Genomic DNA, 17,881 nt, shown 5'->3' with positions numbered 1-17,881 from the left:
GCGCGGCGCCGCGCGATGGTCGGCTGGACGATGACGAGCGCGACCGCGAACAGGATCAGGATCGGTACGACGTGCCGGAACGCCGAGCCGGGCAACGCGAGCAGCAGGCTGGCACCCGCGATCGTGCCGACGAGGACCGCCGGCATCAGCACCAGGATTCGCTTCGTCTGCCCCGCGAGCTCACGCCGGTAGCCCACCGCGCCGCTCACCGATCCGCTGATCAGACCGACGGTGTTGGAGACGTTGGCGAGCACCGCCGGATAGCCGAGCGCGAGCAACGTCGGGAACGTAAGCAGCGATCCCGATCCGACGATCGTGTTGACCGTCCCGGCCACGAACCCGACTGCGACGATGATCACAGCATGGGTCGGGCTCACCGCCGAAAGCGTAGGGTCCGACCGTGGATGAGGCCTTCTATTTGCCGACGTCCGACCCCGGCGTCTTCACCTCGACCGAGTCGACGGTCGGACCATGGGACCCGCGCCTGCAACACGGCGGCCCGCCGTCGGCGTTGCTCGCCCGGGCGTGCGAGACGACCGAGCAAGCCTGGCCGGGACCGGTCGTGCGGATGGCCGTCGAGATCCTCGGACCCGTCCCGAAGGCCGAGGTCACGGTCCGCAGCGTGGTGGCGAGGTCGGGTCGAAGCGTCGAGCTCGTCGAGGCAGAGCTGGAAGCGGCCGGCCGCGTGGCCGTCAAGGCCCGAGCATGGCGGATCAGGAGCAGCGAGCTCGACCTGCCGGGTCAGGTCGGCGACCCGCAGGCCGCACCGCCCCTGCCGGCCGAAGCGAACCTGGAGCCGTGGGGTGCGCCGTTCCTCGAGGCGATGGAGCTGCGCGAAGCGGTCGGTTCCTGGCGCAGACCGGGCCCAGCCGCATGCTGGTTCCGGCAGCGGATCCCGCTGGTCGCGGGTGAGGAGCCGACCGGCCTGCAGCGACTGATGGCGGTCGCCGACTGTGGCAATGGGCTGTCCAACGTCTTGCCGATCGATGAGTGGATGTTCATCAACCCGGATCTGACCGTGCACCTCGAGCGGTACCCGCACGGCGAGTGGGTGTGCCTCGACGCGGTGACGTCGATCGACGCAGGCGGCTTCGGACTGGCCCGGTCGACGCTCTACGACCAGCACGGCGCAGTCGCGCGCGGCGCGCAGTCGCTGTTCGTCAGCCACCGCTGACGAGCCGCGCCACGCTGGCGCGGGATAGTGACGAACATCACGGGTACGCCGGAAATCGTGCCGTTTGCCGCTGGTCGTTCAACCCGCAAGGTGCGGTCGTGCTTGCTCCCAGCTATTTCGGGGGGTGACAGGCGCAGCTAGATGCGGCAGAATGGTCGGTCGCGCCGCGGAACAGTTGCGGCGGAAAAGATGTTGCACCTGATGCAACGCCCCCACCCTGACTGAAGGAACCTCTCCCGCCATGAGCACCGCCACGATCGCCCGCAACGACGCGAACAGCGCCCTGCCCGCACCCGTCGAGGACCTCCTCGAGGGTGCCGAGGCGAACTCGCTGACCTTCGCTGAGGTACGGACGGCGCTCGACGAAGCGGGCGTGTCCCCCGCCGAGGCCAAGCGCGTCATCGCCGCGATCCGCCGGCGCGGCATCACGATCGGCGCTGACGCTCCCGGCTCGGCGCCCGCCGCAGAGGTCGCCGAGGCGGTGCAGGAGGCCGAGGAAGCCGACGACTCGTGGGACCACGAGGTCCCGACCACGGATCTGGTGCGCGTGTACCTGACCGACATCGGTCGCGTCGCGCTGCTGACCGCCGAGCAGGAGGTCGAGCTCGCCAAGCGAATCGAGGCCGGTCTCTACGCGCAGGAGAAGATCCGCCAGGCCGACGCCAAGGAGATCGCCAAGATCCCGGTGAAGCTGCGTCGCGACCTTCAGGCCGTCGCAGCCGATGGCGCCCGTGCCCGCAACCACCTGCTCGAGGCCAACCTGCGCCTCGTCGTCTCACTCGCCAAGCGCTACCAGGGCAAGGGGCTCACCCTGCTGGACCTGATCCAGGAGGGCAACATCGGCCTGGTGCGCGCGGTCGAGAAGTTCGACTACACCAAGGGCTACAAGTTCTCGACGTACGCGACCTGGTGGATCCGCCAGGCGCTGCAGCGCGCGATCGCCGACCAGGGCCGCACCATCCGCGTGCCCGTTCACATGGTCGAGCAGATCAACAAGGCGCTGCGCGTGAAGCGTGACCTCGCCACCGAGTACGGCCGCGAGCCGACGTTCGGTGAGATCGGCGTCGTCCTCGAGATGACCGCCGAGCGGGTCGAGGAGATCCTCGGCTACGGCCGCGAGACGCTCTCCCTGGAGACGCCGGTCGGCGACGACGGCACCGCCACGTTCGGTGAGTTCATCGAGGACATGGACGCGCCGGTCGCCGCCGAGGTCGTCGACTTCGGCCTGCTGCAGGACCGCCTTCGCATGGTGCTCGGCTCGCTGCCGGAGCGTTCTGCGGTCGTGATGCGGATGCGCTTCGGTCTCGACGACGGCCGCTCCCGCACGCTCGACGAGGTCGGCAAGGAGCTCGGGCTGACCCGCGAGCGGATCCGCCAGATCGAGCGCGACACGCTGCGCGAGCTGCGTCGTAGCGACACCGCCGCCACGCTGAAGGCCTGGCTCTGAGCCTCCCGCGCTAACGCACACCGCGGCGTTACGCTGCCCCTAGTCCAGACCGGGGAGCAGTGGTGGGCATCTCGCAGTACAACGTCGCGCTCTTTCTTCACATCGGCGTGGTCATCACGTCGTTCATGATCGCCGGCGTGCTGCACGCCAGCCTGCACGCGTTGCCGCGCGTCAAGTCGGTTCACCAGATGCGGCCGTTCGCCGGCCTGGTCCATCGCCTCGAGCCACTGCTGCCGATTCTCGCGATCTTCATCCTGGGATTCGGCGCCTGGCTGATCGGCGCGAGCCATCACGCCTGGCACTGGGGTGACGGCTGGATCCTTACGGCACTGATCACGCTCATCGTCATCGAGGGGCTGGCCGGATCGCTGCTCGCGCCACGTACCAAAGCCCTGGTCGCCGCGATCGATGCCGCGCCCGACGGCGACGTGCCGGCCGAACTTCGCCGGCAGGCGCTCGATCCCGTGATCTGGGACATTGCCCACGTCGCAACATTCGGGTTCCTGGGCGTGGTGTTCGTGATGACCAACAAGCCATCGGGCGGCGTGGCGACGCTGATCGTCGTCATCGGAGCGATCGTCGGTGTCGCCCTGTCCCGCCTCCAGCTCGCGGCTGCCGCCAAGCAGAGCTGAGCCGACCGGGGCGCCTCACACCGTCAGCGGCTCCCCCATCACCATGCCGCCATCGGGCCCGATGTCGTAGAGCTGCAGCCCATCGGCGACGTTGGGGGCATCCGCCCCGAACGCGACGGCCACCTTGTTCGCCGAGTTCCGCATCACATCGAGGACCAGCTCGACCAGCTCGGCGTCGGTGAAGTGTGCGCGTGCGCGCTCGACGACGCTGGGATCGATGGCGCCCGGTCGTACGACGATGGCCTCGGTCAGCTCGAGCGCGGTCCGCTGACGCTCGTCGAGATCGCTGTCTGCGAAGCGATCGATCTTGTCGTAGGTCGCCTCGTCGCCGCCCGCCGCCATCGCCGCGCGGGTTCGCAGCGACTTGCAAAGTCGGCAGTTGTGGTGGCGCGCCACGCGCAGCCGCACCAGCTCGGTCGTCAATGGGTCCAACCCGTCGAGCAGCGCGACCGCCCGCAGGAACGGGTCGAACACCAACGGTTCGGGCGAGGACGCCGCAAGTCGGCGGGGCGGGATGTCGACACCGAACAGCCGGGCCAGGACCACATCGGTGCGCAACCCGAGGTCGATCACCCACAGCGCCTTCACGAACGGTACGAGCTGTGCCCCGAGGCGGGGCACGAGCGGTGCCAGCTCCACGCCGGTGACATCCAGCGCGAACTGCTCGGCGAAGTCCGCAGCGACGTCCGGCGGGTCGAGCGGCTGCCAGGGCCGGAGGTCCAGCGTCATCGCGACCCGGGACCGTGCCAGGGCGGCGAGGTCGGCCCCCAGCGCCGCGTCGACGTCCGCATCGAGAGCGCAGAGCAGCCGGTAGGCGTGCGGGGCGTGGATCGCGCGCGGGTCGGTCACCGTCACCTGCTCACCATCGCACGCCTCTAGGCTTCGAGGCGATGATCAACCGCACGCTCGTGCTGATCCGCCACGCGAAGGCCGAGCCGACCGCCGACAGCGACACCTTGCGGCCGTTGGCGCCCCGCGGGCGCCGCGACGCCGAGGCGGCGGGACGCTGGCTCGCCGACCTTGCGGTCTCACCGGGCCTGGCGCTGGTCTCGACCGCGGTACGCGCGCAGCAGACCTGGGAACGGATCGCCGGCGCCGTCCCTTCGGCGCCGATGAGATCCGAGCCGCGGATCTACGACAACACCGTCGAGGCGTTGCTGGCAATCATCAGCGAGGTGCCCGATGAGGTCGAGTCCCTCGTCCTGGTCGGTCACAACCCGTCGATGCACGGGCTTGCGATCACCCTCGACGACGGTGACGGCCACGAAGCCGCCCGGGCCGCGCTGCACGACGGCTACCCGACCTGCGCGATCACCGTCTTCGACGTCGCCTGCGGCTGGTCGGATCTGGCGTACGGCGCGGCCCGGATCCGTGCCTTCGCGGCGCCGCGCGCCGACCGCAGCTGACGCTCGCGCCGGCGTACCCGTTTGGACCGTCACTCAGGTGACGCTTTGGTGACTGCCTTGCCGGCGACCGGCATTCCCGCGCGCAAACGCGGAGATATTCCTGCCATGAATCACGACGAGCCCTTGGAGATCAGTGCCGGGCTTGCCGCGTACGAGCTCGAGATCCGCCGTGACTCACCGCTGCTCGCGCAAGCCTTCGACCGATGGGAGCCGGTGAGCCAGTCGGCGCCGAGCGCGCCGCGCGGACGGTCCCGCCGGTCGTTCAAGCGCGAGTCGGGCGCGCGCATCTGGCACGACACGGTCACCGTCCTGCCGGCGTAGCACCCCCGGCTCAGCGGCGCCGGTCAGACGTCGCTGAGCGCGTCCTCGATCGAACCGGTGACGCGCCAGGCACGGAGCAGTCCGGTGATCTGCAGGACCTTCCGCACGGCAGTCGTCGTCACGACCGCCGAGAACCGGCCGTTCTGCGCGAGGGCGCGAGTGTGAGCCGCCACGATGACGCCGATGCCGGTGCTGTCGAGGAAGTCCACGCCGCTGAGGTCGACGATCAGATGCGAGCAGGGTTCAGCCAGCACGGAGATCAGGGCCTCACGCAGGACTGGCGCGCCGGCGACGTCGACCTCGCCGTACACGTGCACCACTGTTGCGGTCGGGAGTTGCTCGACCTTGCAGGAGATGGGGTCCAACGGTCAGTCCGTGACGTGCCCGACGAGATTTGCCTCGAGACTGTCCAGCATTTGTTGCCCCGTTCGTAGTTCCATCACCAACAGCTGCTTTGCGATCACCAACAACTGCGACATCCGCGGGTCCGCGACCCGGTAGAACACCATCGACCCCTCACGCCGCGTCATGACGACGTGCGCGTTGCGCAGCACCGCGAGCTGCTGGGACAGCGGGGGCAGGTCGACGTTCAAGATGTCTGCCAGCGCGCCCACGGACTGCTCCCCGTCGACGAGCACCTCGAGGACCCGGATCCGGGTCGGATGCGCCAACGCCCGGAACATGTCGGCCTTCGCGACCGCGATCTCGGGAGTCGATAGGGCCATGGGTGGATGTTAGCCAATTAGCAGAATCTGCAATTACCCCACCATTCCCCGGTGATCTTGACGTTGTCGGCCTGAAGACGCCGCCATCAGGCCGAAAGCGTCAAGATCACCCGCTTTTTGTCGGACGCCAGCGAAGCGCGTACGCCGGGACCGGCTCGACGAAGCCCTTCAGCAAGGGCTGGCCGGCCGGCTCGAAGCCGAACTCGTCGGAGGTCGCGGCGTCTCGCAGGTCTGCGGTGACGAGCACCTCCGCCGGAGCGGCGAGCGCAGTCAATCGCGCGGCGAGGTTGACGACTGACCCATAGAAGTCGCCACCCCGCGCCAGCACTCCCCCGTAGGCCACACCGCCTCGCGGGGTCACGTCGCTGCTCGCGTACGTCTGCGTCAACGCCAACGCCACCCGCGAGCCGGAATCGGCGTCGTCGGCTACGAACATCACCTCGTCGCCGATCAGCTTCACCACTTCGCCCCCCGCCGCCGTCACCGACTCGAAGGCGCTTTGTTCGAAGCGAACCATCAGGTCCGCCAGGTCGGTGGGCGACAGGTCGCGGGTCTGGGCGGTGAAACCGACCAGGTCAACGAACCCGATCGCGAGGCGTTGGACGTCGTAGCGCTCCCCGGCGTCCCGCTGCTGACGCCAGCGCTCCACTGCACGGCTCGCGTGCCGGCGGAACAGCCGCTCCAGGACCGGCGGCAACGAGTTGAACGACTCACCTGCCAGCTCGTAGGCGGCGCGTTGATCGGCCTCCTGCGTGTCACGCAGCGACTCGGCCATGCCGACGAGGAACACTGACACCGCCGCGTGCCCGACACGGGCCATCGCGACGCCCATTGCGCGGGTGAAGTGGAGCGGACCCTCTTCGCCGAAGAGCTCACAGCCGAAGCCGAATGCTTTGACGATCTCGACGTCCGAGTCGGCAAAGGCAACCTCAGTCGGCGACGGCCACGCGAACCCGGCGGCGTGCCAGAGCCGCTCCATCGACGCGGGCGACACCCCCGTCAGAGCCGACACCTCGGCGGCGGTGAAGCGCAATGCTTCGGGATCGATCACGCCGTCGAGCACGGAATCGGCACGTTCCGACGATGCAGCCACGACTGCAGTGTGCCGCGCCCCGGCCCTTCCCCGGTGATCTTGACGTTGTCGGCCTGAAGACGCCGCCATCAGGCCGAAAGCGTCAAGATCGCCGCGCTTCGGGGTCGACGGGTCGCGTGACCGCTTGCAGCTGGCGCTTCGCGGTGCGAGTCATCCCGAGCCCGTTGGTGGTCGGCCACTTCGCCACCTCGTGAAGGGCCTCGTCGCTCCACTCGTCGATGACGCGGAAGATCCGATCCGTCAGGTCGGCGAACATGGCCACCAGGTGGGTCCGCTCAGGGAAAGGAGCGCGTCCGTCGAGGTACTCGAGCATCTGGGCGCGACCGGTATGCATCTGTTGGCGGATGTCCGCTCGCAACGTCGTGAGCGCGAGCAGCAGGTCGGCGGGCTCGCCCTGGTCGGCAAACAGCACCCGAAGCAGCGGCTCACTGAAGACCCGCGGTGGTGCAGGAGCCGTGCCGAGCCATCTGGCGAGCTCGGCACGACCCTCAGCGGTGATCGAGTACTCGCGGCGCGCACGCCGTTCCGGGCCGATCGGCCGCGCGGTGGCAAACCCGGCGGCCACCAGCTTCTCGGGTTCGGTGTAGAGCTGGCGCTCGGAGACGGGCCAGCAGTAGGCGAGGCTTCGCACGAACTGTTGCGTGAGCTCGTACGGCGTCCAAGGGCGGATGGCCAACATCCCCAGCACGGCGTAGGAGCTGCTTGACAGGCGGTCACTCACCGTCACATAGTACTGCAAACTTCAGTACTGAAGATTTCAGTACTTCACGGCTCACGGGGAGATCGCAATGGCACAGGCATATCAACGATTCATCACCACGGATGGCCTGGAGCTCTGGGACCGCATCGACCACGCACAGGCTCGGCTGACCGAGCTCGCCCGCGCCGTCGGACCGCAGGCGGTCGTCGCCGGCTCGTCGTGGACAGCGCGTGACCTCGTCGGCCACATCCTGACCGTTGCGCGCCGCTATACCGAGCGCGACATCAGGAGCACCGACGGGCTCGGCGACACAGTGCGCGAGGTCGACGTACTCAACGACCGCGAGCTTCACGAACTCGGAAGCCTCGACATGACCGAACTGCTGGCACAACTGGATGCGCAGATGGACAAGGTCCGTGGCGAGTTCCCCGCGCATGAGGTCGACCTCCGGGAGCGCTTCCCCTTCCATGGCGGTACGACGATCGACGCCGCGGGCGGGCTGTCCAACCTCGTCGGTGAGTTCCTGATCCACGGCCGAGACCTTGCCCGCGGTCTCGGCAGGCCGTGGACGATCGACTCCCGCGACGCTCTGCTGATCATGAACGGCGCCTTGCAGGTTACGCCGGGCTACGCGGAGCCGACCGCCACCGGCACGCTGCGGGTGCTCGTGCGTACCGCGGGTGCGGTCGACTGGATGCTGGCGTTCGCCGGTGGCAGGCTCGACAGCCGCCCAGCGACCCGCGACGAACCGGTCGATGTGGTGCTGACCGGACCCGCTGAGACACTCTTGCTGATGTTCTACTCCCGGATCGGGACCGTCGAGAGCCTGCGCGGTGGGCTTCGCGTGGGCGGGCCGCGACCCTGGCGGGTGGCGCGTCTGTCGAAGCACCTCCAGAAGCCGTAGCGGTCGCTAGTCGTGAAAGGGCGCGCATGATCTTCATCACCGCGAAGTTCCGGATCCGTCCCGAAGCGGCTGATCGCTGGCCCGAGATCGCCAAGCCGTTCACCGAGGCAACTCGCGCCGAACCCGGGTGCATGTGGTTCGACTGGTCGCGCAGCCTCGACGACCCGAATGAGTACGTCCTCGTCGAGGCCTTCCGCGACGGTGAGTCCGGCGCCGCCCACGTCCAGTCCGACCACTTCCGCAGGGCTCAGGCGGAGTTGCCCCGCTACCTCGCCGAGACCCCGCGGATCGTGAGCCAGATGCTCGACCAGGGCGACTGGTCCGAGCTCGGCGAGATGCGCGTCGAGTAGCGAAAGCCGCGCGAAGGGGAGGCTCTTGCTGCGAGACCTCTCAGTAGTGGTAGCGGGCCTGCAAGATCACGACGTCGTCACCGTCGACGAGGTACACGAGCCGATGCTCTTCGGTGATCCGGCGCGACCATGCACCGGAAAGGACGTGGCGAAGCTGCTCCGGTTTTCCGATGCCGGCGAACGGATCCCGAAGGACGTCGTCAATCAACCTGTTGACCCGCTCGAGAGTGGTCCGATCGGTTTGGACCCAGTGCTGGTAGTCCTCCCAGCCGTGCGGCGTGAAGACCAGCCTCACCGCTGCAGCTCATGCTCCTCGCGCTCGCCGGAGACCGCCTGGTCGAGGCTCTCGAGGAGTCGCCGGGCGTTCTTCGGCGCGCGAAGCAGATGAGCTGTTTCCTGCAGAGCGTCGAACTCCTCGCGCGAAATCAGCACGGCGTCGCCGCGGCGTGAGGTGATCTCCACGGGCGTTCTGTCCGCGTTGACCTGCTCGATGAGCGGGAAGAGATGCTTGCGCGCCTCACTGGCAGTAATGACCACTGGCCCACCTCCGACTGGTACCACATTACGGTACCAGTCGGCGGCACCGTCAAACGAGGGTTAGGCCCGGCTCATACTCGCGTGGGTCGCTCAGCCGATCGCGCAGGAGACCCCGGTCCCCTTGATTCCGCAGTAGCCGTTCGGGTTCTTGGCCAAGTACTGCTGGTGTCAGTTCAACCCGGCGCAAGTCGCGACCGTGGGTCCAGCGATCGGCCGGAAGCAGTGGCTCGGGACCATACAAGCGCCGCTAGAAGTCGTCGTCGAAGGCAACCTGACCAGTGATCCCCGTCTGATACGACGAGACCCTGCGCTCGAAGAAGTTCGACAGTTCCTGTACGTCCTGCAGCTCCATGAACCCGAACGGGTTCGTCGAGTTGTAGAGCGGTGCGATGCCAAGCTGGGTCAGACGTCGGTCGGCGACGTGCTCGAGGTATTGCCGCATGTCCGCCACCGGCAGCCCGGAGACACCGCCACCGAGCAGGTCTGCCGCGAATTGCGTCTCGCACTCCACGGCATCGGCGATCATCTCGGTGACCAACCCGGCCAAGTTGTCGTCAAAGAGTTCCGGCTGCTCCAGCCGGATCGTCTCGACGACATCGAAGGCGAAGGCCATGTGCATCGATTCATCGCGGAACACCCAGTTAGTGCCCGATGCCAGGCCGTTGAGCAGGCCGCGCGATCGCAGGAAGTAGACGTACGCGAAGGCGCCGTAGAAGAACAATCCCTCGATGCAGGTCGCAAAGCAGATCAGGTTGAGAAGGAACGCCCGGCGCTGCTCGGTCGTGTCCAACCGGTGCAGCTCCGACAGCGAGTCGATCCACTTGAAGCAGAAGTCCGCCTTGCGCTTGATCGAGGGGATGTTCTCGACCGCGGCGAAGGCCTCGTGCCGCTGCCGCTCATCGGGGATATAGGTGTCGAGCAGCGTCAAGTAGAACTGGACGTGCACTGCCTCCTCGAACAGCTGCCGCGACAGATACAGCCGGGCCTCGGGTGAGTTCAAATGCTGGTACAGATTGAGCACGAGGTTGTTCGCGACGATCGTGTCGCCGGTCGCGAAGAATGCGACGAGACGGTTGACCAGATGCTGCTCGGCGGGAGAGAGCCGCCCGAGGTCGGGGAGGTCGTGGTGCAGGTCGACCTCTTCGACCGTCCAGGTGTTCTTGATGGCGTCCCGGTACTGGTCGTAGAAGCGCGGATAGCGCATCGGTCGTAGTGTCAGCTGGAATCCGGGGTCGAGCAGATTCGGACGCTCGCCTGAAGCGGCCTGCGGCTCGGTGGCGGTGAGATCGACGACGGTCACTGGCACGCCTCGCAGCTCTCCGGGTTCTCGAGCGAGCAGGCGACGGCGGCCTCGTCGGTGACGTCGACGACCGCCGGCGACTCGACAGGCATCGCTGCGGCCACCGTCGCCTGCTGGATCCGGGTGGCCGGTCTCGACCGCAGGTAGTAAGTCGTCTTCAGCCCGCTCTTCCAGGCGTAGAGGTACATCGACGAGAGCTTCCCGATCGACGGCGACGCCAGGAACAGGTTGAGCGACTGACTCTGGTCGATGTACGGCGAACGTGCGGCCGCCATGTCGATCAGCGCACGTTGCGGAAGCTCCCACGCGGTGCGGTAGATCTGCCGGGTCTCCGCTGGCAGCGCTTCGACACCCTGCACAGAGCCGTCAGCTCTCTTGATCTCGTCCCGGATCTCCTGCGTCCATAGGCCGAGGCCCTTCAGCTCGGCAACCAGCGCCGAGTTGACCTGCAGGAACTCTCCCGACAGTGTCTCGCGCTTGAACAGGTTGGACACCTGTGGCTCTATGCACTCATAGCAGCCGGCGATCGAGGCGATCGTCGCAGTCGGTGCGATCGCGATGAGCAGCGAGTTGCGTAAGCCGGTCGCGGCCACGGTCGCACGAAGTGACTCCCACCGCTCGGTCTGCGTCGGGGTGACTCCCCACAGGTCTGGCTGAAGTTCGCCTCGCGCCGCCCGCGTGGCGTTGAACGACGGGTGCGGCCCGTATCGCTTCGCCAGCTCCGCAGACGCCTCGAGCGCCGTCAGGTAGATCTCCTCCGCGATCCGGGTCGACAGCTCGACGGCGGCCTCAGAGTCGAATGCGAGCCGCAACGCGAAGAACACGTCCTGCAGTCCCATGACCCCGAGGCCGACCGGGCGCCACCGCGGATTCGACCGCGCCGCCTCCTCGCTCGGGTAGTAGTTGATGTCGATCACCCGGTCGAGGAACGGCACTGCCGTACGGACCGTCGCGCGCAGCTTCTCCCAGTCAACGCCGTCCGCCGTCACGTGCTTTGCGAGGTTGATCGACCCGAGGTTGCACACCGCGGTCTCGGTGTCCGACGAGACCTCGATGATCTCGGTACACAGGTTCGACAGATGCACGACAGGCGAGCCGAGCCCACCGGCCGGGTCGACCTGGTTGCAGGTCCGGTTGGATGCGTCCTTGAACGTCATCCAGCCGTTCCCGGTTTGCGCGAGCGTGCGCATCATCCGCCCGTAGAGGTCGCGCGCCTTCACCTGCTTGACGAAGCGGCCCTCGGCCTCGAGCTCGCGGTACTTCGCATCGAATGCGTCGCCCCACAAGTCGGGCAGCTCCGGTGCCTCGTTGGGGTCGATCAGCGACCACAGTTCGTCAGCCTCGACCCGACGCATGAACTCGTCCGGGATCCAGTTCGCGAGGTTGAGGTTGTGCGTACGACGGGCGTCCTCACCGGTGTTGTCCCGCAGCTCGAGGAACTCCTCGATGTCCGGGTGCCACGGCTCGAGGTAGACACACGCCGCGCCCTTGCGACGGCCGCCTTGGTTGACCGCGGCGACTGAGGAGTCCAGCGTCCGCAGCCACGGTACGATGCCGTTGGACTGGCCGTTCGTTCCGCGGATCAGAGCGCCGCGCGAGCGCACCCGCGACCACGAGATCCCGATGCCGCCGGCGAACTTCGACAGCTTCGCAACCTGGGCGTAGCGGTCATAGATCGACTCGAGCTCATCGCGCGGCGAGTCCACCAGATAGCAGGAGGACATCTGGCTGTGTGACGTACCGGAGTTGAACAGCGTCGGTGAACTCGGCAGGTAGGCGAGCGACGACAGCAGGTTGTAGAAGTCGATCGCCTCGGCCGGGGTCTGTGACAAGCCGCAGGCGACACGCAGCATGAAGTACTGCGGCGTCTCGACGACCTTGCGGCCGACCGGATGGCGCAGCAGGTATCGGTCATAGACCGTGCGCAGCCCGAAGTAGCCGAAGCGGCGGTCGCCGGCGGTGTCGATCGCGAAGTCGAGCTTGCGCGCGTTGTCCTTGACGAACCTCGCGGTCTCGTCGCCGATAAGGCCCTCGGCATGACCGACGGCGATCGACTGACTGAACGACGCGATGCCCTCGTTGCGGACTTCTTTGTCTATGTAGCTCGCCAGCAGCCGCGCCGCGAGCATCGAGTACTCGGGCTCCTCACCGATCATCTCGGCGGCGGTCTGGATGGAGAGCCGGTCCAACTCGGCAGTGGTCGCGCCGTCGTACAGGCCACTGATCGTCTTCGTCGCGATCCGCAGCGGGTCGATGTCGACCAGCCCATCGGCGCAGCGTTCGACCGCGCGCACGATCTTGTTGACATCGACCGGCTCCAGATCACCGTTGCGCTTCTGGACCTGCATCTGGGTGCGGCGGATCGCGGGTGCGTCCTCGGTGACCGTCATTGCCCTCTCCTCGTGAGCTCGGTCCGATCGGATCCGAGATACGAGGGGCGACGGCGCTATCGCGGCACCCGAGTGGTGCCGCCTCAGCCCGCCGGTCGTCCCACGCGACCTCGGACCACCGCACCCGGCGGGTGCGGTGCGCTGGCAGGTCTTCGGACTCGCGGGCACGGCCCTGTCGGGCCTCCTACTAGCCGTCGCTTCCCGAGGTCTCCCTCAGTGCTGTCGCCTGCGCTGCTCATCCAGCGCCGGCGGACGGCGGTCGTTCCCACTCACCGCTGCGGGGCAGTCCCGGTCTTTCACCGGGTTCCCTGTTGCCTCGACGGCCCTGGAAAGGTCGGCGAACCAGCTGCGTCGCCGACCATATGTGGAATCTCCAATGATTTCGGGGACCACATGTTGTGTCGGCGTGTCGCTCACCGCATTCGGCTGGCTGGGACCTGCCGATCAGCGGCGCCTACTGTTCATAGCCGTGATCCAGCAACCCCTTGCAGCACGACCGCTCACTGAACCGGCGCCCTCTCGCCTCGCGCTCGACACCCCCGGCCGAGACGAGATCATCGGCGCTCACGCCGACGCGGTCGCGCGCAACGAAGCCGGATATATCGATCCGACTTCGGGCCTGTTCGTCCTATCGGCATCCTTCCTTGCCGACCGCGCCTACTGCTGTGGACGAGGGTGTCGCCACTGCCCATATATCGAGGACTGACCCTTCGCTCATCCGATCGACACGCGATTGCCGTCTGACGATGCTCTAGCAACGTCAGACGGCAACGGCGCGAACCCCGCGGTAGCGCCGGCTACAGCTCGCTCGCAGCGCCCTAGCCGATCGCGCAGGAGACGCCTGTTCCCTTGATTCCGCAGTAGCCGTTCGGGTTCTTGGCCAGATACTGCTGGTGGTAGTAGTCGTTCGTACGTAGTATTTAGTGCGTGCCTCCATCGGTGACTCGACCCGGCGCGATCTACTGCCGCATCTCTGACGACTCCGAAGGAAACGCCCTCGGCGTAAAGCGGCAGGAGGAAGACTGCCGCAAGCTCGCCATACGCCTCCGCGTGTCCATCGCCAAAGACGCCCTCTTCATCGACAACGACGTCAGCGCATCAACTCGCAGTCGAAAAGCACGTCCCGCCTGGGATGAGATGGTGGCGGGAGTTCGGGCCGGGCGCTTCAAGTACGTCCTCGCTTACTCCAATGGCCGCCTCACACGCAGGCCGCGTGAGAACGAGGACCTCATCGATCTACATCGTGAGACCGGCGTGATCTTCTCGACTGTGGTTAGCGGAGAGGACGACTTGTCCACCGCGGACGGACGCATGGTGGCGCGCATCAAGGCCAATGTCGATGCGGCCGAGGCAGAGCGCATATCCGAGCGGCTCGAGCGAAAGCATCGCCAGAAGGCCGAGCGCGGCGAACCCGTGGGGGGAACGCGACCTTTCGGCTGGCTGCCCGACCGACTGTCACTCGACCCTGCAGAAGCACCCCTCGCACAGAAGGCCGTCCGGGCCTACATTGCAGGTCTGTCGCTGAACTCCATCGTGCGCGACCTTCGCGACGCCGGCATTGCCTCAGCCAAAGGCAACCCATGGACACCCGACGCAATGCGCAAGTACCTCGGCAATCCGCGTTTGTGCGGGTGGCGCAGGCTCAATGGCGAGATCGTCAGAGATGCAAAGGGCCAGCCCGTCGTCGGCGCATGGCGGGCGATCTGCAGCCCTGATGACTGGCTCGCGATCGATTCACGGCTGAAGGCGAACGCACGAACGAGCTCTCAAACGCGGCCGAGGACATTGCTGTCCGGCATCGCGCGATGCAGCAAGTGCATGACAGCGCTGCGGGGAATGAAGGGCGAGAAGTACAAGCGCAAGGACGGCTCGCGCTACGTGCAGGAGATCTACATCTGTCCTCCGCCGGTAAATGGAGGCTGCGCAGGGATCGGGCGCAATATGGCGCGGCTCGACCAGTTTGTAGTCGAAGCTCTATTCGCGAAGGCCGAGACCTTCCAGATCGGCGAGCCAATCACCGATGAATGGACCGGCGAAGCCGAACTCGCTGAGTCGCAGCAGCGCAAGTCAAGCCTCATCGACAAGTGGAAGGCCGGCGGCATCACCGATGAGAGCTACTTCGCATCACTCGAAGCCATCGACATGCGGATCAAGGAACTACGACATGAGCGCGACGCCGTCCGGGCAAGCAAGACGACGGCTGATGCTGCGCCGGCAGATCTGCGCGCGGCCTGGGACAAGAACGACCTCAACTGGCAGCGCGAAGTGGTGAAGCGCTATCTGCATTCGGTCGTCGTTCACCCGGTGCCACGCGGGACCAAGAAGTGGGTCGAGGGGTCGGTCGAGCTGGTCTGGCGTGCCGAGGGCTAGCCTCTCGAAGCTCGACCCCAAAGAGACGAGATAACTCGGCCATCGTCTCACTCCCTAGCCTCGGCGCCTGCGCTGCGGCACGGCGCGCATCAACAACGACTGGGTCAAGGCCACCACTCATACCGCTGCCCTTCTGGCGCCGCCGATGCGGCCACCTGCGAGTGGCAGGTCAGCAGGACGGTGTCCCCACGAACTCCCCCACGCCATCTGCACCTGTCCACGCACCTCGCGCTTGCTGCTATCGGTCGACGGGAGGATCGCTTGTGACGGCGTAAAGAGGCCGTGCCGGCAGACGGGTATCGATGTCGGTATTCAGGTGACTTGCCCTCGAGCCGCTCGCCGAGCGCGTTGCACCAGTGGTGTCGTCTTGGTGGGTGCCAGCGGTGCAGCCGTAGCGGTCCCATATATGCAGCCGCATGACCGCGCGGTCGAGAGACTCGAGCCAATATGTGGCGTCGATTGGACGGGCGTGTGGGTCTAGATAGGCGGCGGTCCATGCGGCGCGCAACGCGTCGAGCTCGTCGACCATGGCGCCATGGCGATACCAGCAGGTGGGGATGGTGTCGTCGAGGGTGTAGCGGGCGGAAAGCCAGTCCACCCACTTGGCGAGCGCCGCTGAGGCGAGGTCCGCTTCGTCTGGCGCGAGCGTGTGCCACACATGGGCAATGCCGGCGCGTGAGGCCTGAGCCTCGACACCTCCCTCGACCGAGGGAAGCGGAGGCGGCGCCGGCGCGCTATTGGGAGGAGCCGCGACTAGGCCCGGTTCGACGATTGAGGCGAGGTAGTCCACATCCTCGCGAAGCTCGGCGAGGTCGGCGGCGAGCCGCTCGAGGTCGGTCATCGGTTGGATCGATCGGCAAGTGCGGCTTCGATGACGTGAGCATGGGGGCCGTCCCACCACGGCGTGAGGCGTGCGTGTACTGGCGGCGTGCGACGGGCGAGCACGATCGCCGTGCCTTCGGGCAGGGTGCGCAGTACCTCGATCGGCAGTGCGGACAGTCTCCGGGGGGCGATCGAGGTCGAGGCGCCGCCCGCGCCGTGGGTGCGGGTGCGGACCGGGTCGTCGATGTCGCCGGCGAGTTGGCTGATTCGCTGCAAGTCCTCGGCATGGGCGAGACCACCGAGAATGACCTTCGTCGTCGCAGCGTCCCACATGGCGTCGGCGCCAGCTTGTCCCCAACGGGCGCGGGCCTGGGCGAGTGACTGCAGGACGCAGATCGTGGTGATGCCGGATCCGCCGCCGTCGGCGAGAAGGTTCGGCAGGGATGGGATCGGCGCGATGTTCGCGGCTTCGTCGAGCAGCACGGTCAGCGGCGGGTCGATCCGTCCGCCCGGGGTGGCGGCGGCGAGGGTGCGGGCGGTGTCAACGAGGGCTTCGACGAGGGCCGTCACAAGTGGCGCGACGGTGAGCTGCGCACCGGTGGTACCGAGCAGGTAGAGAGTCCCGCGGTCGCGGATGAACTCGGTGAGGTCTAGCGCCTCACCTGCTGGTGGGGAGCAGGCGTCGAGCACCCGAGGGTCAGCGAGAGAATCGACCGCGCGACGGACCCCGGCCCAAACCGAGTCACGTTGGCGGGGGTCAGCCGCGGATTGCGCGGTGAGCTCTTCCACCCAACCGGGCGCGGCGTCGGGGTGAGTGCGAAGGATCCGCACCGGTGTGGGGTCGGCGGGACGAGCGGTCCAGGTCAGCACATCACGCATGCTGCGGTCGTCGAGAGCGGCGGCGTGTAGGTAACAGCGCAGCACGGCTTCGGTCATTCCTTGCCAGAATGCGGCGTCGGTGACTGAGGCTGGGGACAGTTGCGCGCCGGCAGCGAGCGCTCGGGCACGGGTGATCGCGGTCAGCGGGTCGACGCAGCCGGCGTGCGGTGCCCAGCGCAACCGGGGGACGCGGTCGCCGGCGAGGTGCTGTGGATCGAAGGCGGCGACCGGGCCGTGCGTGGCGCGCAGTTGCAGCGTATGGGAGAGGACGTCGGGGCGCGTCTCGGTGACGAGTGCCGCGCCGGGAGCGTCGAGGGTCTGCGGGATGACGAGGTGAACACTTTTCCCGGAACGGGGTGGACCGAGGTAGAGGTAGGAGTCCTCGGCGGCGCCGTAGAGCTGCTGTTCGGTGCGCCGGTCGATCCCAAGAGCTAGCACCGACCGAGGTCCCGACGCCGAGGCGGGGCCGCGTTGCGCGGCGGCGCGGTAGGAGAGGGTGCGTCGGATCTCCTGCCCGGTGGCGTAACCGCGGCGGTGGGCGAGCCGCAAACGATTGGCAAGGCGGACCGCCAGCGCGACGACAGCGGCAAGTCCTCCTGCGACGATCGCGACCGCGAGGTACATCAGTGCCGGGCCTGGCAGGTGGTGACGGGCGCCGGGTGGGAACGCGCGCCGCGGATCGCCGAGGTAGTGGTGCCAGTCGATGAGCGCTCGGATTGAGTCGGTGAGGCTGACTGTGAGGTGTTGCCCGGTTAGCGCGGCGGCGGTGTGGGCGACGAGCCAGCCGATTCCGGCGATTCCCGCTGCGATGGCGAGCCCGCAGGCGGTGAT

General features: G+C 67.2%; 20 protein-coding genes, 3 pseudogenes and 1 riboswitch. Of the genes and pseudogenes, 9 read left to right on the top strand and 14 right to left on the bottom strand.

Annotation, left to right across the window (positions count from 1 at the left end; all coding sequences use genetic code 11):
• Positions 1 to 377, bottom strand: a 377-nt coding sequence (locus tag VG899_08970; GenBank protein HWA66482.1) for a sulfite exporter TauE/SafE family protein, incomplete at its 3' end; no start/stop codon positions are given.
• Between the two features lie 23 nt (positions 378 to 400).
• Between VG899_08970 and VG899_08965 the strand changes: the two genes are divergently transcribed.
• The 3 genes and pseudogenes from VG899_08965 to VG899_08955 all read left to right on the top strand — a co-directional run bounded on the left by VG899_08965 (position 401) and on the right by VG899_08955 (position 3,253).
• Entirely contained in the window at positions 401 to 1,174 is a 774-nt protein-coding gene (locus VG899_08965; protein HWA66481.1) for a thioesterase family protein, read from the top strand.
• Positions 1,175 to 1,703: 529 nt separating this feature from the next.
• Positions 1,704 to 2,621 (top strand): annotated as a pseudogene (locus tag VG899_08960) (RNA polymerase sigma factor).
• 62 nt (positions 2,622 to 2,683) lie between these two features.
• Positions 2,684 to 3,253 carry a hypothetical protein gene (locus VG899_08955; protein ID HWA66480.1) on the top strand — a complete coding sequence of 190 codons (570 nt, stop codon included), beginning with the start codon at positions 2,684 to 2,686 and terminating at the stop codon, positions 3,251 to 3,253.
• A 15-nt stretch (positions 3,254 to 3,268) separates the two neighbouring features.
• Here VG899_08955 and VG899_08950 read toward each other — a convergent pair whose 3' ends face one another.
• A complete protein-coding gene (locus VG899_08950; protein ID HWA66479.1) occupies positions 3,269 to 4,108 on the bottom strand; it encodes a carboxymuconolactone decarboxylase family protein in 840 nt (279 codons plus the stop codon).
• Between the two features lie 35 nt (positions 4,109 to 4,143).
• Here VG899_08950 and VG899_08945 point away from each other — a divergent pair, with 35 nt between their 5' ends.
• Both VG899_08945 and VG899_08940 read left to right on the top strand, forming a co-directional pair.
• Positions 4,144 to 4,659 (top strand): histidine phosphatase family protein, encoded by a 516-nt coding sequence (locus VG899_08945; GenBank protein ID HWA66478.1) that lies wholly within the window; start codon positions 4,144 to 4,146, stop codon positions 4,657 to 4,659.
• 105 nt (positions 4,660 to 4,764) lie between these two features.
• On the top strand, positions 4,765 to 4,980 hold the full coding sequence (locus VG899_08940; protein HWA66477.1) for a hypothetical protein: 216 nt from the start codon (positions 4,765 to 4,767) through the stop codon (positions 4,978 to 4,980).
• Between the two features lie 23 nt (positions 4,981 to 5,003).
• On the opposite strand, the gene VG899_08935 is transcribed toward VG899_08940, so the two are convergent.
• The 4 genes from VG899_08935 to VG899_08920 form a co-directional block, all read right to left on the bottom strand.
• Positions 5,004 to 5,345 carry an STAS domain-containing protein gene (locus VG899_08935; GenBank protein HWA66476.1) on the bottom strand — a complete coding sequence of 114 codons (342 nt, stop codon included), beginning with the start codon at positions 5,343 to 5,345 and terminating at the stop codon, positions 5,004 to 5,006.
• A 3-nt stretch (positions 5,346 to 5,348) separates the two neighbouring features.
• Entirely contained in the window at positions 5,349 to 5,705 is a 357-nt protein-coding gene (locus tag VG899_08930; GenBank protein HWA66475.1) for a metalloregulator ArsR/SmtB family transcription factor, read from the bottom strand.
• A gap of 106 nt (positions 5,706 to 5,811) precedes the next feature.
• Positions 5,812 to 6,798, bottom strand: a complete 987-nt coding sequence (locus tag VG899_08925) for an adenylate/guanylate cyclase domain-containing protein (protein HWA66474.1) — start codon at positions 6,796 to 6,798, stop codon at positions 5,812 to 5,814.
• An 82-nt stretch (positions 6,799 to 6,880) separates the two neighbouring features.
• Complete coding sequence (locus tag VG899_08920; GenBank protein ID HWA66473.1) at positions 6,881 to 7,519, bottom strand: PadR family transcriptional regulator; 639 nt, start codon at positions 7,517 to 7,519, stop codon at positions 6,881 to 6,883.
• Positions 7,520 to 7,586: 67 nt separating this feature from the next.
• Between VG899_08920 and VG899_08915 the strand changes: the two genes are divergently transcribed.
• Entirely contained in the window at positions 7,587 to 8,402 is an 816-nt protein-coding gene (locus VG899_08915) for a maleylpyruvate isomerase family mycothiol-dependent enzyme (GenBank protein HWA66472.1), read from the top strand.
• A gap of 26 nt (positions 8,403 to 8,428) precedes the next feature.
• Positions 8,429 to 8,752, top strand: coding sequence for a putative quinol monooxygenase (locus VG899_08910; GenBank protein HWA66471.1), 324 nt, complete (start codon positions 8,429 to 8,431; stop codon positions 8,750 to 8,752).
• A gap of 40 nt (positions 8,753 to 8,792) precedes the next feature.
• On the opposite strand, the gene VG899_08905 is transcribed toward VG899_08910, so the two are convergent.
• From VG899_08905 to VG899_08885, 5 genes and pseudogenes are all read right to left on the bottom strand, one after another.
• Complete coding sequence (locus tag VG899_08905) at positions 8,793 to 9,047, bottom strand: Txe/YoeB family addiction module toxin (GenBank protein HWA66470.1); 255 nt, start codon at positions 9,045 to 9,047, stop codon at positions 8,793 to 8,795.
• Complete coding sequence (locus VG899_08900; GenBank protein HWA66469.1) at positions 9,044 to 9,289, bottom strand: type II toxin-antitoxin system prevent-host-death family antitoxin; 246 nt, start codon at positions 9,287 to 9,289, stop codon at positions 9,044 to 9,046. Before VG899_08900 ends, VG899_08905 begins: the two co-directional genes overlap by 4 nt.
• A gap of 90 nt (positions 9,290 to 9,379) precedes the next feature.
• Positions 9,380 to 9,457 (bottom strand): annotated as a pseudogene (locus VG899_08895) (peptide-methionine (S)-S-oxide reductase MsrA).
• A gap of 79 nt (positions 9,458 to 9,536) precedes the next feature.
• Positions 9,537 to 10,595, bottom strand: a complete 1,059-nt coding sequence (locus VG899_08890; GenBank protein ID HWA66468.1) for a ribonucleotide-diphosphate reductase subunit beta — start codon at positions 10,593 to 10,595, stop codon at positions 9,537 to 9,539.
• On the bottom strand, positions 10,586 to 12,979 hold the full coding sequence (locus VG899_08885; protein ID HWA66467.1) for a ribonucleoside-diphosphate reductase subunit alpha: 2,394 nt from the start codon (positions 12,977 to 12,979) through the stop codon (positions 10,586 to 10,588). The genes VG899_08890 and VG899_08885 overlap by 10 nt, the downstream gene beginning before the upstream one ends.
• Before the next feature lie 125 nt (positions 12,980 to 13,104).
• A riboswitch (cobalamin riboswitch) is annotated at positions 13,105 to 13,341 on the bottom strand.
• 44 nt (positions 13,342 to 13,385) lie between these two features.
• Between VG899_08885 and VG899_08880 the strand changes: the two genes are divergently transcribed.
• Positions 13,386 to 13,685, top strand: a complete 300-nt coding sequence (locus VG899_08880; GenBank protein ID HWA66466.1) for a DUF5522 domain-containing protein — start codon at positions 13,386 to 13,388, stop codon at positions 13,683 to 13,685.
• A 112-nt stretch (positions 13,686 to 13,797) separates the two neighbouring features.
• Here the strand turns inward: VG899_08880 and VG899_08875 are convergent.
• Positions 13,798 to 13,884: pseudogene (locus VG899_08875) on the bottom strand (peptide-methionine (S)-S-oxide reductase MsrA).
• Between the two features lie 22 nt (positions 13,885 to 13,906).
• Here VG899_08875 and VG899_08870 point away from each other — a divergent pair.
• Positions 13,907 to 15,349 (top strand): recombinase family protein, encoded by a 1,443-nt coding sequence (locus tag VG899_08870; protein HWA66465.1) that lies wholly within the window; start codon positions 13,907 to 13,909, stop codon positions 15,347 to 15,349.
• A 238-nt stretch (positions 15,350 to 15,587) separates the two neighbouring features.
• Here VG899_08870 and VG899_08865 read toward each other — a convergent pair whose 3' ends face one another.
• Both VG899_08865 and VG899_08860 read right to left on the bottom strand, forming a co-directional pair.
• Positions 15,588 to 16,190: a hypothetical protein gene (locus VG899_08865; protein ID HWA66464.1), complete on the bottom strand. Its 603-nt coding sequence runs from the start codon at positions 16,188 to 16,190 to the stop codon at positions 15,588 to 15,590.
• A partial coding sequence (locus tag VG899_08860) for a TraM recognition domain-containing protein (protein ID HWA66463.1) occupies positions 16,187 to 17,881 on the bottom strand: 1,695 nt, incomplete at its 5' end. The genes VG899_08865 and VG899_08860, both read right to left, overlap by 4 nt.

This window comes from Mycobacteriales bacterium, assembly GCA_035550055.1.
GTDB lineage: Bacteria > Actinomycetota > Actinomycetes > JAFAQI01 > JAFAQI01 > DASZTV01.
The sequence above is the reverse complement of the archived record's forward strand: the minus strand, read 5'-3'. Positions and strand labels throughout refer to the sequence as shown.